The following is a 15,980-nucleotide window of genomic DNA, read 5'->3' as shown; positions in this document are numbered from 1 at the left end:
AGAGTAACACAACAATTTAAAGAAACGGAAAGGAGGTAAATTATGGCAATGAAGAAATCAGTATGGGATGTGATCCTAAAGGTGGTTATCGCAGTGGCTTCGGCTGTGGCAGGCGTTTTGGGCGCTAATGCGATGAATTTGTAAGAAAGCATTCATTACCCTCATTGGATGTTTTGACAGTCTTGTGAGGGTGATGACTTAATACGTATTTTTATCTAATATAACTAAACTATACTACTAAATTTATGAATCGAAAATATATACAGAATATTTCAAGTGGTTTCCGGTGGAGATTGCTATTTACTTTGATGACTGTCTTTAGCTGTCAGTCATATTCTTATGGGCAATCGGGTAATAGCGGTAATCCGATTGATATGCAAGCCTTATTCAATGCTCAACAGATAGGTACGCCCACAACAGCCGCATTGAAGCAGAACATAGTTTACCCGGTGAATTATAGTACCGGGTTGCCTGAAATAAAGATTCCTCTTTATGAGGTACGAAGTGGGGAGGTAGTTCTACCTATTTATCTTACCTACCACGCTTCGGGTATCAAGTTGAGCGATGCTGCCGGCTGGGCAGGATTAGGTTGGAACTTAGTGGCTGAACCGATGATTTCACGTACTGTTCGGGGATGGATAGATGATCCTTTGACTATGACTTGTGAGTTTAATAAAAATGATTATATCAGTCGTTTCCCTGATTATGTGAAAAATTTGACGTCAATTTCCAACGAAGAACCGGACGAATACTATTATCGGCTATCAGATAAACAGGGAATGTTTATGTATGCCATGGAGCCTGTGGATAAAAGCCGGAAGTTTTTGCCTTTACCTTATGAAAATATTCGTATTGACTGGTTAGGAAAATATTTTCAGATTGCGGATGATGATGGGACAGTTTATAAGTTTGGCGGAGGCCGGGAAATGGCCGTGAATAATATTATCGGCTGGAAGGCATCATCCATTGTTGCTTCTAATAAAAAAGATTCTATCTCATTCGTGTATGATGACAGGCAGGTACAATACCGGGTGAAAATTCATGATGACTATATTGTGGTAAAGGATAATTATACTGATAAAATTGGTATTGAAACTGATCGAAGGAATCGTTCAGATATAATGGATTATGCTCCTGACGAGTTTATGCAAGATCCGATCGTAGTCAGTAAGGTGAATGGAGTAACGTATGGACTGCAACGGAATGCTGAAGGCGAATTAATATCCGATGGAACAGTTGAAGAGCATTCGGCTGAGCACTATTCGGATATGCTTAGTCAGCCATTGAGTGAGATTCATTTCAGTCAGGGAAAGCTGGTTTTTGCAAAAGAACCAGGATTTCCCAGGATACAAAAAATCACTGTCTATAATTGTGACGGGACTTTTGTTAAGGAGATTCGTTTCAAATACCTGACTCCCAATGATCGCATCATACAGCGTTACTTTCTGGAAGAACTTGTGATGACTGATGCGGACGGCGAACCGTTGGAAATCTATCATTTTGATTATGATTATCCTAATAATTTGATGCCGCCAGGCAATCGGTCAATTGACTATTGGGGATATTATAATGGCATTAACCGCCCAGATAACGAGACGCTGGTTCCATGCCAAACGATTGATACGAGTAGGTGGAAATATATAAACACTGGTACATCAGCTGAAGATATTGTACGTGCCAGTGGAGGAAATATTCTGACTTTTGGCTCTACATATACCCGGGAAGTAGATGAGGACTATATGAGATATGGCACTCTAACCGGTATTACTTATCCTGCCGGTTCCACTGACGAGTTTGTCTATGAAGCACATCGCTATAAAGACGAGAAGGGGATGATTAAACAGGCAGGGGGGCTGCGTATCAAAGAGATTAAGACTAGGAATAAAGGTGAAAAAGTAAATATTCGTACTTTTATTTATGGGCAAAGCGAGGATGGATGCGGCACTCCGCTGACTACGAATGTACTGGATTACATGAGGGTGGAGCAAGGGATATATCTTTGTGATATCCGTTATATATCATCCCTTGAGTATTTTACTGGTCGTCAGCGTACTTTTTTCAGTAATCCTACTCGCCCGATTACTTTTGATGGTGGCTCGTCCGTGATGTATAATTATGTGACTGAATACAACGGAACCCCTGAGAACAATGCGGGTAAAACTGTATATGAATATGCGATAGACCGTACTCATCCTATGCCGGAAGATCAGAATACAATGCAGTGCAACCGGCACTTGGGATGGCAATTTGGACATTTGACTGATAAAGCTATCTATAAGAATGAGTTTGGAAAATATATCCCGTTGGAAAAAACTTCATTCCATTATTCCAGTGCTGATAAATACTTTGGCAAAATACTGGTAGGTGAAGCTTTTGCCAACAATGTAATCAGGGCATCTGATTTAAGCGTGATCCCTCATAGCGCCAAGTCGGGATACTCTTATAGGCGTACGGAGATTTCTGTGGGATGCAAGTTACTGCTAAGTACTTCTCACAAAGTGTATACCGGTGAAACTTCTGTTGTCACTTCTACGAGATACGAATATGCTGACCCTGCTACCACTTATCCCACTCGTATCACCGAGACGGGACCTGACGGTATTAAGTATGTCACTAGCTTGACATATCCGCAAGATTACGGCGATATATACCCATATTCCGAAATGGTGGAACGTAATATCCTGAGCCCTGTAGTGAAGAAAGAATATACGCGTGGGAGAGAGTATCTGGGGATTGAGACACCTTATTTCGCTCCTTTTGCAAATGTATATGAGCCGGAGAGTGCGATTATACGTCGTTCCGCTTCTGAGAACGGTGATACCCGAGTGACATATTCGTACGATGATTACGGCAAAGTACGCCAGGAAACGAAAGATGGAAAGAGGAATGTGGTTTATCTGTATGGTTATAGTAACCAGCACGTCATTGCCTTAATTGAAAATGTGACCTATGAGGAGGTAATTGCAAAGTTGGGTGGTGAAGATGCTGTGAAGAGGAATGCTTCTGCTAAATCTCCATTTATGTATAACATTGATAAGCTGCGCCAATCCCTGCCTTCGGCACGCGTGACAACTTATACCTATAAGCCTTTAGTGGGAATAGTTTCCATAACTAATCCGTTAGGATTGACTACTTGCTATGAATACGATGACTTGAATAGATTGATAAAGACATATATCGTAAACGGTAATAGGCAGGAAGTGATTGAGAAAAATGAATATCATTATGCAAACCAATAAATACAAGAAAAAACATGAAGAAAAGAATATTGCTTTTACTAATCGCCTGCTTCACTTTTATCGGCAATATGTTCGGTCAGATATCTGGCGGTTCCGAGAATCTGGGTAGTTTCTCGGCTCCCTTCTCAACTAAGTGGGGACTTTATCCACCAAATTATACCGATATTTCCACGTGTTACTATTTTACGCTGACTTATCCGATGGATATAATCGTTTCTCATTGTGAGTCGACATTGGAGGGTGGCACTGGTATCTTTTTGGTAGATGGAGACGATATGGTGATTGCTTCCAGTGTTGGAGACTATGAACATTGCATCGACGGGTATGCTTATATTTTAGCCCCTTGCCTTCTGCCCGGAACTTATATGATAGAAATGGACTGGAGCCCTAATGTAAGAGGAAGCGTATATACTCAACTGCAGGGATTATCCCCCAATGTTATAAGGTCTGCTAAGCATATAGGTGATTTCAATAATTTCTTTAATTATGTTGATACGAAAGATACTAGTGATCCATATATCGGTTACCGGGGCGATAATGCCTACAACGGTGGTGTTTGCTATGGGTTCGAATTACTGAACAATATGGATATTACCATTTCTCATTGTGGCTCCGAGATAGACATCACAGATATTTGTTTGCTGGATGAGAGCGGAAATGATATAGGAAACAGAATCGGCGTTACGGTAGATGGAAGCTGTAGTCATCAAGGCCATGCTTATATGAAGCGCTTGAACGTGCCCCCCGGGATTTATTACGTAGTATCAAAAGGCATTACTCGAAAGGGGAAGATTACTACCCGTGTCACAGGTACGCCGACTGTTGAAGTGCCTGCTATCACTGAACTTGCTGAGAGAATCGGAAGTATTAGTCTTTATGAACCTCTTTTTGCATATGAGAGTACGAAAGATACTAGTGATCCTGAAATAGGTTATCAAGGCTATGATGACTACAGGGACGGAGTTTGCTATCGCTTCACACTTCCTTGCGCAATGGATGTGGAAATATCGCATTGTGGGTCGGAGGTGAACAATACCGAAATCTATCTATTGGATAAGGATGGAAACCGGCTGGATTATAATAATTTCTATTCGGGGATGAATGCTTGTGATAATAGCTATCATGCCTATTTAGAAATGCCTTCACTTTCAGCCGGCACTTATTATGTTGTGTCTAAAGGAGTACGGGAAAAAGGGAAAATCATCACGCGTATAATATGTAAAGCACCTGAAACGAAAATCGGTTCGGCAGATAAGAATTACATTCTGTCTCGCACTTTTTGCGACGCCTATGGGGCTACATGGCAAGACAAGGTGGATTATTTTGATGAAATGGGACGGCAAGAAGAGACGATTCTTGTCAATGCATCGCCTTTCGGGGATGATCTTACTACTCTGACAGAGTATGACGTTTATGGACGGATGGAGAAGCAGTGGCTGCCGGCGGAGGTTTGGACTCTTGACGGATATGGTTCTTATATATCGCCGGAAACATTGAAACAGAGCATTCGTTCAATCAATTGCAATGATTCAGCTCCTTATTTGTTAGAGAAATATGAATCATCTCCATTGGGGCGTCCTGTATGTGAGTATGGTGTCGGACAGGACTGGCATTCAAAGGGGAAAGCGGTAAGAACGCAATATCAGTTGACAAACGTGGCTGGAAATGACACACTGAACTGTGTCCGATATTATGGGGGATGTATTGGCGCGGATACAACAGCTGTCGTGAGACATGACGGAAATTATGCGACAGGAAGCCTGGAGGTTGTTCGCGTGGAAGACGAAGACGGAAATGCCGTTATGCAATTCAAGCACCGTTTCGGGCAAACGGTGCTGAACCGGCAGATAGGACGTGATGCTAATGGGCGGCTTGTGCTACATGATACTTACTATATCTATGATGAATGGGGCAACCTTCATGTGGTTCTTCCGCCTCAAGCAGTGGAGTATATGAAATCAGCAGGTGGACATTGGACAACAGATTTTCATCCGATATTGCACGCCTACGTTTATTTCTATAAATATGACGACCGTTTCCGTGTGATAGCTAAGAAACTTCCCGGACAGAGTTGGATACGTTATGTCTATGATAAGACGGATCATCCTGTATTTACGCAAGATGGTGAACTACGTGGACGGGGAGAGTGGAGTTTTTCCATTACTGACGGTTTGGAAAGAGTATGTCTGACAGGGATTTGTAGGAATAACTTTGAGTTATCCCAGAATTCGCTTGATACAGTGGTGAATGTGGCCCGTGATAGTCTGGCAGCGGGATATAAAGGGTATTCTGTCTCCGGGATTTCGTTGGTTGCTGCTCAGATAATGACTGTGAATTATTACGATGATTATGCTTTCATGGGAAGAAATGGCTTTCCGTCTTCCACGGACTCAAACTATAAATATACATCTCTTTCCGGTTATGGGGAACAACGTGGAAAAGTCTTTCAATCCTTACTGACCGGAACATTGACAGCTTATTGTGACAGTGCTACTTCAGATATATTGGAATACATTCCTTCGGTGATGTATTATGATTATCGCGGGCGGATGATACAGAGTAAGAGCGGCAGCCATCTGACGGGAGGTTTTGAAGAAGAATATGTAGGCTATGACTTCACGGGTAATCCCTTGAAACGAAAACATATTCATTCGGCTACGGGAAAAGTTACACAAACGGAAGAATATACTTATACGTATGATCATATGGGAAGGCCTTTACAGACGAAGCATAGTTTAAATGGAGGTAGTACTGTTCTTTTGACAGATAAACTTTATGACAGTCTCGGACGATTGTATTCTGTCTGCCGCCATGGAAACTGCAGCCGTTTTGAAACCTGGTATGATTACAATGTCCGCTCTTGGGTGAAAGCGGTTAACGGTTCTTTGTTTAGTCAGAAGTTGTATTATAACGACAAACGTCCGAATGGAACAGGCAATACTTATTATAATGGCAACATATCAGGTATGGACTGGAAAGTAGGGGCTGAGAATGTATTGCGTGGGTATAATTTTACTTATGATGGTCTATCGCGTTTGAAACAAGCCGATTATCAGGAAAATGGTATTCGGGTGGAAGGTCGGTTTGACACGTCTTACCGTTATGACAAACACGGAAACATTACACATATGGAACGTTATGGACAGACAGGGTCTGATTTTTATGGTCTTATTGATGATTTGTATATGTTCTATAGTGGTAATCAATTAGAGTCAGTAGAAGATTCTGCCGTTGCATCAGCTTATAATAATGGTTTTGAATTCAAAGACGGTAATTCTAGTGAAGTAGAGTATTTTTATGACTTAAACGGCAATCTGACAAAAGATTTGAATAAGAATATTGTTGATATTCAATATAATTATTTAAATTTACCACGTCGGATAGTGTTTGGTGACGGGAATAGTATCTCTTATAGTTATGATGCGACAGGAAAGAAACTTCGTACTGTTCATCAGATAGATGATGTGAATACTGCCACTGACTATTGCGGAAATGTGATCTATGAAAATGGTGTAGCTAAGACAATACTGTTTGAGGGTGGCTATCTCTCTTTAAATGATGGTATATATCATTATTTTATTCAGGATCATCAAGGGAATAACCGTGTAGTTGTAAATCAAAACGAAGTTGTAGAGGAAGTGAATCATTATTATCCTTTTGGGGGGACATTCGCTAATTCATCGTCCGTTCAGTCTTGTAAATATAGCGGAAAGGAATTGGATGCGAAAAATGGTCTGAATTGGTATGATTATGGCGCGAGACATTATGATGCGACTTTGGGAAGATGGCATGTGGCTGATCCGATGGCGGAGAAGTATTATTCGTTAAGTCCTTATAATTATTGTGTAAATAATCCCATTTTGTTAATCGACCCTAATGGTATGTGGCCTACTTGGGGAGGAATAAAGAGTGGATTAAGTAATGCTTTAGATACAAGTCTCAGCTTTGTAAATGGAACCGTCAGCGCCATAGCTGATAATATGTTACTTGGAGGAACTTCTTTCCGTGAAACAGGAATTTATAGTAGTGTGGCTGCTTATAACTTCGGTCAAGATTTTGGCGATGCGGCGAGTATCATTATGGGCGCAGGAGAAATTATAGTTGGAGTGACAAAAGCTGTCGGAGGACTTTTGGCTACTCCAGAGACTGGAGGTCTTTCTCTTTCTGTGGCTGCTGAAGGAACTGCTGTTGCTACTCATGGCTCTATGATGGCTACAAGTGGAACGCAAAAGTTATTCTCAAGAAAAGGAAGGGCGCAAGAAAGTGGAAATAATGGTAGTCAGGCATCAGCGAAAACTCCAGAATATAAACAGCCTAAGTCTGGTTCCGGTAAAGAGAAGTCGAATAATCCTCCTAGTTGGGTTAAAGAGGAAAGACCTTATAAAGGCGAGAATGGAAAGGCTTTTGCAAAAAGGATGATGGAGAAGAAACTCGGGAAAGGTGCTGAATATAAGACTGGACCTGATTCTGAGTACAATAAGATAAAGAAATATGGCGATAGAAATTTTGAATAACAAGTTAAATCATATGATTATGGAAAAATATTATGAACTATATCATGTTTATGAAGATGATAAATTGGATGATGTTGTAAAGCTTATAGGTATATTTAATACGCCTAAAGAAGCTTGGGAAGTGGTGAAGTCTTTGCGGCATAAACCGGGTTTTAGGAAATATTCGCAGAAATGTTTTTGGATTAGTAGATGTTATATTGATCTCGCAGGGTGGGACGAAGGATTTACTATAATTATAAGTTGAAATTAAAAAAGTTTGGAGGAATAATTATGACTAAATTTTATCAATTGGATCATTATCATTCATTTAAAGGGCATTCATTATCTGTCAATATTGGAACATTCTCTTCATATGCTTTGGCTGAAAGCTATATAGATAAATTGATTGATAAGGCCGGATTCAAGTTGTATCCCCGTTCAAACTTTGTGATTACTGAAGTAACTGTGGGAGCGATTAGTTGGGCTAATGGTTTTGAACAAACAGAGAATGGAGATATCGAAATAAAAAACCAGTATTGAGGTTACTTTAGTTTTTCCTGTCTATTATTTTTCACTTTTTGGTGGAATTTTCTTTGTAGAGGGAAGTGCATATTGGTGTTTTGGTTTTGATTTAAGTTGATTATTCTTGAATACTAATGACTACTCTAATATATAAACTAACCGTTTTATACTAGAGTAGTTTTATTCTCTCATGTTCCATTTTTTTAGATTGAAATTGAACGGGAATATCTAAACTTTATCTTCATAGAAGAAATAGTGGAATGTGAAGTCGGAGAATGTCTTCCGTGGTTATAATCCTGTTTATAGTGGTTTGTTGTGTTTGAAACAAATCGATTATTTGGAAAACGATACTCGGGAGAAGGACGTGTAGTGTTGGGTGATGGGATATAGGAATTGTTGAAAATATCTTATAACAACATTCTCCTAAAGCCATTTTTAGAATTTCAAATAATGGGAAATGTTGTGATTATACAAATAAAGTACGTAAATAGTAAAATAAAAAAGTTATGAAAGTATTAGTTCATTGTTCATTTGCTATGTTATTAATTCTGCTATTTGTCAGATGTAGGTCTAGTGAAGAATTTGTCAAGTTTAAGCCTTACAAAGCTAAAGACTATATAACTAAGGAAATCAAAGTGTATGAAGTAAAGGAATGCTTATACCCTATACTGGATTCTATTATAATAAAAACGGAAGAGTGTCCCATGTACCAAGGACTCAAAGTAAAGATGGCTTTTATTTATGCTATTGGGAGTGATTCTATTACGAATTTTGGAATTTCCAGTGTTTATCTATCTAAATACATTAATCACGCTGAATGGACAGATGCAATGTTTTGTTATGGAGGATATGATTTTTATTATGGAGGTGATTATTATGAGTCTTTTTTTTAAAAGACAGATAAAACAATAACAATATCCTGTATATCTCCAAAGAAATATCAATATGAACTACATAATATGGGAGATTCAGAAATGGAATAGCATTATGCGTACGAAGATGGTCATATAACCAATGTGGCATATGGGCATTGCTACGAAAAGCCCGGCGGATTAATAATTAATAAATGATGTGAATCAGTAATTGAACTCTGTCTATTCTTTAGAAATGACAGATGAATGTGATGGTAATTTAATTCATCATGTTTTACCCTGATATCAGTCGATTAACCATTGACTAATATCAGGGTATTTTGTTTTAGCGAAAGTTTTAAAAACAACTCATACTTGTAAAAAATAGCGATATACCTTTCCATCAGATAGAAATGACATTAATTACGTCTTTTTATTGATACCCTGGCATGGCTCTAAAAATCACTAGTGTCAGGGTGCTTTTTATTTTTGAAATACTTGATATAGTAACAATGATTATATGAGAATAATTACGAACTAAACAAAAAGTTATCACGAGCAACCATTCCTTCCGTTCTTTCTCCATATATTCATATATTTCCGCATACAATTCTCCCCTTTTTCTTTCTTTTTTCTCGTAAGAAAGAATATATTTGTATTCAATTAAACAAAAACAAGAGCATGATATGATAACAACCCAGTTGCTTCGTCCTGAAAGCATTGTTGTAGTAGGGGCATCGAATAATGTACATAAGCCGGGTGGCGCAATATTAAAGAACCTCATCAACGGAGGTTATCAGGGAGAACTTCGGGCGGTAAACCCGAAAGAAAAGGAAGTACAGGGAGTTCCTGCTTATGCAAATGTGAAGGATGTGCCTGATACAGACCTTGCGGTGCTGGCAGTTCCGGCTTCGATGTGTCCTGATATTGTGGAAACATTGGCTAGTAAAAAGCAGACTCGGGCTTTTATCATTCTTTCCGCAGGCTTTGGTGAGGAAACTCACGAAGGAGCATTGCTGGAAGAACGTATTTTGGCGACAGTCAACAAATATGGAGCTTCATTGATTGGTCCTAATTGCATCGGATTGATGAATACATGGCATCATAGCGTATTCAGCCAGCCGATTCCCAATTTAAATCCGAAAGGAGTAGATTTAGTATCCAGTTCCGGTGCTACGGCGGTATTCATCCTGGAGAGTGCCGTAACGAAAGGCTTGCAGTTCAACTCAGTTTGGTCGGTGGGAAATGCCAAGCAGATTGGTGTGGAAGATGTACTGCAATTCATGGATGAAAACTTCGATCCGGGGAAAGACTCCCATATCAAACTGCTCTATATTGAAAGTATACAGAATCCTGACAGGCTCTTGTTTCATGCTTCTTCGCTAATTAGGAAAGGATGTAAAATTGCAGCGATAAAGGCAGGAAGTTCAGAAAGCGGAAGCCGGGCGGCTTCGTCACATACGGGAGCTATTGCCAGTTCAGATTCAGCAGTTGAGGCTTTGTTTCGTAAAGCGGGGATTGTACGCTGTTTCTCCCGCGAGGAATTGACTACTGTTGGCTGTGTATTTACTCTGCCTGAATTGAAAGGGAAGAATTTTGCCATCATTACGCATGCCGGAGGCCCGGGAGTGATGTTGACGGATGCACTAAGCAAAGGCGGATTGAATGTTCCGAAACTGGAAGGTGAGTTGGCGGAAGAATTGAAAGCGCAACTCTTTCCGGGTGCTGCCGTTGGAAATCCGATTGATATTCTTGCTACGGGAACTCCTGAACATTTGCGTCTCTGCATTGATTACTGCGAAGAGAAATTGGAAAACATAGATGCCATGATGGCTATCTTCGGAACCCCGGGACTGGTCACCATGTTTGAGATGTACGACGTACTCCATGAGAAGATGCAAGTGTGCAGCAAACCGATTTTCCCGATTCTTCCTTCCATAAATACAGCCGGAGCTGAAGTTGCGGCATTTCTGACTAAAGGACACGTGAACTTTGCAGATGAAGTAACATTGGGAACAGCCCTTTCCCGTATCGTAAATGTTCCCAAACCTGCCGCTCCTGAGATTGAACTGTTCGGAGTCGATGTTCCGAGAATTCGTCGGGTTATTGATTCTATTCCGGAAGATGGGTATATCGAACCTCACCATGTACAAGCCCTGCTTCATGCAGCCGGTATTCCGATTGTAGACGAATTCGTTTCGAATAATAAAAAAGAAGTAGTAGCTTTCGGACGCCGATGCGGATTTCCGGTAGTGGCTAAAGTTGTCGGCCCCGTGCATAAATCGGACGTTGGCGGAGTAGTATTGAATATCAAAAGCGAGCAACACCTGGCTTTGGAATTTGAACGTATGATGCAGATTGCTGACGCGAAAGCAATCATGGTACAACCGATGCTGAAAGGTACGGAACTCTTCATTGGCGCGAAGTATGAAGAAAAGTTCGGGCATGTGGTACTTTGTGGCTTGGGCGGTATCTTTGTGGAAGTGCTGAAAGATGTTTCTTCCGGTCTGGCTCCGCTCTCTTACGAAGAAGCTTATTCGATGATTCGCTCACTGCGTGCCTATAAAATCATACAGGGAACACGTGGACAGAAAGGAGTAAACGAAGATAAATTTGCAGAGATCATTGTTCGTTTATCTACCTTGCTCCGCTTTGCGACAGAAATCAAAGAAATGGACATAAACCCTCTTCTGGCTACTGAGAAGGCTGTTATAGCAGTCGATGCCCGTATTAGAATAGAGAAATAGGACGATTCTTTCATTCATTGAGACGTATTTACTATCTTTCCGTTGTAATTTTGCCTACATTTGGTAACTCAAACGGAAAGCTAGAAAACACGTATTATGAAGAAAGTCCTGATACTTTTAATCTGCCTCATTTTTTACCCGATACTCTGCTGCGCGCAAGTAGCAGATGAGCATTATTATTTCAAAAACTTAAGCGTACAGAACGGATTATCCCAGAATACCGTCAACGCAATCTTGCAGGACAAGCAAGGTTTTATGTGGTTCGGTACGAAAGATGGACTGAACCGCTATGACGGATTATCATTTCGTAAATTCAAACACGACGACCGCAGCCAACGGAGTATCGGAAATAACTTCATCACTGCACTTTATGAAGATGCGAAAGGAAATATCTGGGTAGGTACGGACGTAGGGCTCTATATCTACGACCCGGAGAAAGACTTCTTCCGGCATTTTACGGAATTGAGTGCAGAGAGTACAAAGATAGAACATACTGTAACCGCAATATCAGGAGACAATCAAGGATGTGTTTGGGTAGCGGTTGAATCTCAAGGACTCTTCTGCTATGATTTGGAGAAAAGGCAACTTCAGAATTATACCTTAAAAGACTTTTCTTTCCTCACCACCAATGTACAGACTTTCGTTTTCGACAATAGCGGAACCCTTTGGATAGGTTGTTATGGTGACGGACTTTTCTATTCGAAAGACCGACTGAAGACACTCCATCCTTATCTTTCCCCTACCGAGAATAAAGAAACCTATGCGAACGATGTAGTGATAAGCCTAGTGAAAGGTGCATATAACTGCCTGTATGTGGGTTCCTTGAAAGGTGGAGTGAAAGAACTGAATCTGACTTCAAACAAATTGCACGATTTGCTCTTGGCGGATGAGAACGGGGAATCCGTATTTTGTCGTGAACTACTGGTGGCTTCCGACAATGAACTGTGGATTGGCGCAGAGTCGGGGCTCTATATTTATAATCTCCGGTTGGGTAAGTATGTTCATTTGCGGAGTTCCATCAATGACCCCTATTCCTTATCTGATAATGCCATCTATTCGTTGTGTAAAGACCGCGAAGGAGGAATCTGGATTGGCTCTTACTTCGGCGGTGTAAACTACTATCCCCGTTTCTATACAAATTTCGAAAAATACTATCCGAAAGGAACAGACAACGGATTACATGGAAAGCGGGTACGTGAGTTCTGCCAGGATAATCAGGGAATCTTGTGGATTGGTACCGAAGACGGTGGTCTGAACCGCTTTAATCCGAAAACCAAGACTTTCTCTTTTTTCACCCCGAGCAATGCTTTCACCAATGTACACGGGCTATGTCTGGTCGATGACTACCTTTGGGTAGGCACTTTCTCCAAAGGAGTGAAAGTAGTAGATACACGCACGGGAGCGATTGTGAAAACCTATCAGAAAACAGATTCGCCCCGTTCATTGATAGACAACAGTGTTTTCTCCATTTGCCGGACAACGACGGGGGATATTTATTTAGGCACATTATTCGGCCTGTTACGTTACAACAAACAGTCTGATGATTTCGACCGCATACCGGAGTTGAACGGTAAATTTGTATATGATATAAAGGAAGATTCCGGTGGAAACCTTTGGCTGGCAACTTATGCAAACGGTGCTTACTGCTATAATGTAAGCGAGAAAAGATGGAAGAATTATCTGCATGATGACAATAATCCGAAAAGCCTTCCTTATGATAAAGTGGTGAGTATCTTCGAAGATTCTCACCGGCAGGTTTGGTTGACAACGCAGGGTGGTGGCTTCTGTCGGTTCCATCCGGAAACGGAAACCTTCACTAGCTATAATCTGGCGGACGGATTGCCGAATGATGTAGTTTACCAAATTGTAGAAGACAAGGACGGACTTTTCTGGCTGACAACCAATAATGGCCTGGTATGTTTCCAGCCTACTACCGGAGCGATGAAAGTATATACCACTTCCAATGGTCTGCTAGGCGACCAGTTTAATTATCGATCAAGTTTCGAGACGGAAGACGGTACGATTTATTTGGGAAGCATCGACGGCTTTGTTGCCTTCAATCCGAAGAACTTTTCGGAAAACAAATCGCTTCCATCTATCGTAATTACGGATTTTCTGTTGTTCGGCAAGGAAGTATATGTCGGCGAACCGGGCTCTCCATTGGAAAAGAGTATCACTGTCTCCGATGAACTCATGCTTCAGTCCAATCAGAATTCTTTCTCTTTCCGTTTGGCCGCACTGGATTTTCAAGCCCCCAAGATGAGTAAGATTACGTATAAGCTGGACGGCTTTGATGCCGACTGGCTGACGGTTGGCGAAAGTCCTATCGTCACTTACTCCAATCTGCGATATGGCAACTATACTTTTCAGGTGAAAGTATCCAACAGTGATGGAGTGTGGAATGAAGATGGAGTGTCACTGAAAGTACATATTCTTCCCCCTTTCTATCTTTCGGTTTGGGCGTATTGTGTGTATGCCTTGCTGATTATAGGCTGCTCTCTGTACACAGTTATGTACTTCAAGAGACGTAGCAACCATAAACATCGCCGGCAGATGGAGAAATTCGAGCAGGAAAAAGAGCGGGAAGTGTATCATGCCAAAATCGACTTCTTTACGAATGTAGCCCATGAGATACGTACTCCGCTGACATTGATTAAAGGCCCGTTGGAAAACATCATATTGAAGAAACAGGTAGACGCGGAAACCCGTGAGGACTTGAACGTCATGAAGCAGAACACAGAGCGACTGCTGAATCTGACTAATCAATTACTTGATTTCCGCAAGACCGAAAGCCAGGGATTCCGATTGAATTTTGCAAAGTGTAACATAACGGAAGTCTTGAAAGAAACCCATATACGCTTTACCTCTCTCGCCAAGCAAAAGGGGCTGGACTTTACTTTGCAGGTGCCGGAGAAGGACTTTTATGCCCATGTCAATCAGGAAGCCTTTACAAAGATTATCAGTAATCTATTGAATAATGGAGTGAAATATGCGGAAAGTTATGTGCATATATCTCTGGAAGTGCCGGAAGTAGATAGTGACAATTCATTCCGCATCCGTACGGAGAATGACGGAGTGATTATCCCCAATGAAATGAAAGAAGAAATTTTCAAACCTTTCGTCCGTTTCAATGAGCAGGAAAATGGAAAAGTGACTACCGGAACAGGAATCGGCCTGGCTCTTTCCCGTTCACTGGCCGAACTGCATCAGGGGACGCTGGTCATGAGCAACGGAGAGGAAAATAACACTTTCTGTCTGACTCTGCCGATTGTCCAGGACATGACAATCACATTGACTCCGGAAGCGGAAGTTGAAATGGATAAGATGAACGAACCCCCTGTGGAACATACGGAAAAGAAGGATAACCGCCCGACTGTGCTGGTAGTGGAAGATAATCCGGATATGCTTGCTTTCGTAGTTCGCCAGCTATCGAAAGAATATACGGTACTGACCGCCACCAATGGTGCTGAAGCATTGCAGGTGTTGGACGGGCATTATGTGAACCTGGTGGTAAGTGATGTCGTGATGCCCGTAATGGATGGCTTCGAACTGTGTAAGACGATTAAGTCGGATTTGAATTATAGCCATATTCCCGTCATACTGCTGACGGCAAAAACGAATATCCAGTCGAAGATAGAAGGAATGGAACTGGGAGCGGATGCTTATCTTGAGAAACCTTTCTCAGTGGAATATTTGCAGGCTTGTGCTTCTAACCTTATTCAAAACAGGGAAAAACTACGTCAGGCTTTTGCTGAGTCGCCTTTTATTGCTGCCAATACGATGGCTTTGACAAAAGCTGATGAAGAATTTATTAAGAAACTGAATGAGGTTATCCAAATCAATTATACTAACCCTGAATTTAGTATGGATGACATGGCTGACAATCTGAATATGAGCCGATCAAATTTTTATCGGAAGATAAAGGGAGTACTGGACTTGAGCCCGAATGAATTCCTTCGCCTGGAACGTTTGAAAAAAGCGGCTCAATTGCTGAAAGAGGGAGAAAACCGTGTCAATGAAATCTGTTATATGGTAGGATTTAATTCACCGTCCTATTTCGCCAAATGCTTCCAGAAACAATTCGGTGTGTTGCCGAAGGATTTCATTAATTCGAAGGAATAGCGGACT

Annotated in this window: 8 protein-coding genes; all 8 read left to right on the top strand. The window is 41.2% G+C overall.

All coding sequences use genetic code 11. The features are described from left to right. Positions 1–48: 48 nt before the first annotated feature. Entirely contained in the window at positions 49–144 is a 96-nt protein-coding gene (locus HC965_RS03065; RefSeq protein ID WP_191030710.1) for a smalltalk protein, read from the top strand. Between the two features lie 101 nt (positions 145–245). Then, complete coding sequence (locus HC965_RS03060; RefSeq protein WP_191030068.1) at positions 246–3,239, top strand: hypothetical protein; 2,994 nt, start codon at positions 246–248, stop codon at positions 3,237–3,239. 14 nt (positions 3,240–3,253) lie between these two features. Next, a complete protein-coding gene (locus HC965_RS03055) occupies positions 3,254–7,753 on the top strand; it encodes an RHS repeat-associated core domain-containing protein (RefSeq protein WP_191030067.1) in 4,500 nt (1,499 codons plus the stop codon). A gap of 19 nt (positions 7,754–7,772) precedes the next feature. Next, complete coding sequence (locus HC965_RS03050; RefSeq protein ID WP_191030066.1) at positions 7,773–7,997, top strand: hypothetical protein; 225 nt, start codon at positions 7,773–7,775, stop codon at positions 7,995–7,997. Positions 7,998–8,023: 26 nt separating this feature from the next. Continuing rightward, positions 8,024–8,272: a hypothetical protein gene (locus tag HC965_RS03045; RefSeq protein ID WP_191030065.1), complete on the top strand. Its 249-nt coding sequence runs from the start codon at positions 8,024–8,026 to the stop codon at positions 8,270–8,272. 488 nt (positions 8,273–8,760) lie between these two features. Continuing rightward, a complete protein-coding gene (locus tag HC965_RS03040; RefSeq protein WP_191030064.1) occupies positions 8,761–9,147 on the top strand; it encodes a hypothetical protein in 387 nt (128 codons plus the stop codon). Between the two features lie 644 nt (positions 9,148–9,791). Continuing rightward, positions 9,792–11,852, top strand: a complete 2,061-nt coding sequence (locus HC965_RS03035; protein WP_191030063.1) for an acetate--CoA ligase family protein — start codon at positions 9,792–9,794, stop codon at positions 11,850–11,852. 96 nt (positions 11,853–11,948) lie between these two features. Continuing rightward, the gene (locus HC965_RS03030; protein WP_191030062.1) at positions 11,949–15,974 is read left to right on the top strand and encodes a two-component regulator propeller domain-containing protein; all 4,026 of its coding nucleotides are present in this window, start codon (positions 11,949–11,951) and stop codon (positions 15,972–15,974) included. Positions 15,975–15,980: the final 6 nt, after the last annotated feature.

The organism is Bacteroides sp. GM023 (genome assembly GCF_014750685.1).
Taxonomy (GTDB): domain Bacteria; phylum Bacteroidota; class Bacteroidia; order Bacteroidales; family Bacteroidaceae; genus Bacteroides.
The sequence above is the reverse complement of the archived record's forward strand: the minus strand, read 5'-3'. Positions and strand labels throughout refer to the sequence as shown.

Excerpts from the sequence above, each read along its gene's own strand:
- HC965_RS03065 (WP_191030710.1), top strand. The coding sequence starts at position 49 with ATGAAGAAATCAGTATGGGATGTGATCCTAAAGGTGGTTATCGCAGTG.
- HC965_RS03060 (WP_191030068.1), top strand. The coding sequence starts at position 246 with ATGAATCGAAAATATATACAGAATATTTCAAGTGGTTTCCGGTGGAGA.
- HC965_RS03055 (WP_191030067.1), top strand. The coding sequence starts at position 3,254 with ATGAAGAAAAGAATATTGCTTTTACTAATCGCCTGCTTCACTTTTATC.
- HC965_RS03050 (WP_191030066.1), top strand. The coding sequence starts at position 7,773 with ATGGAAAAATATTATGAACTATATCATGTTTATGAAGATGATAAATTG.
- HC965_RS03045 (WP_191030065.1), top strand. The coding sequence starts at position 8,024 with ATGACTAAATTTTATCAATTGGATCATTATCATTCATTTAAAGGGCAT.
- HC965_RS03040 (WP_191030064.1), top strand. The coding sequence starts at position 8,761 with ATGAAAGTATTAGTTCATTGTTCATTTGCTATGTTATTAATTCTGCTA.
- HC965_RS03035 (WP_191030063.1), top strand. The coding sequence starts at position 9,792 with ATGATAACAACCCAGTTGCTTCGTCCTGAAAGCATTGTTGTAGTAGGG.
- HC965_RS03030 (WP_191030062.1), top strand. The coding sequence starts at position 11,949 with ATGAAGAAAGTCCTGATACTTTTAATCTGCCTCATTTTTTACCCGATA.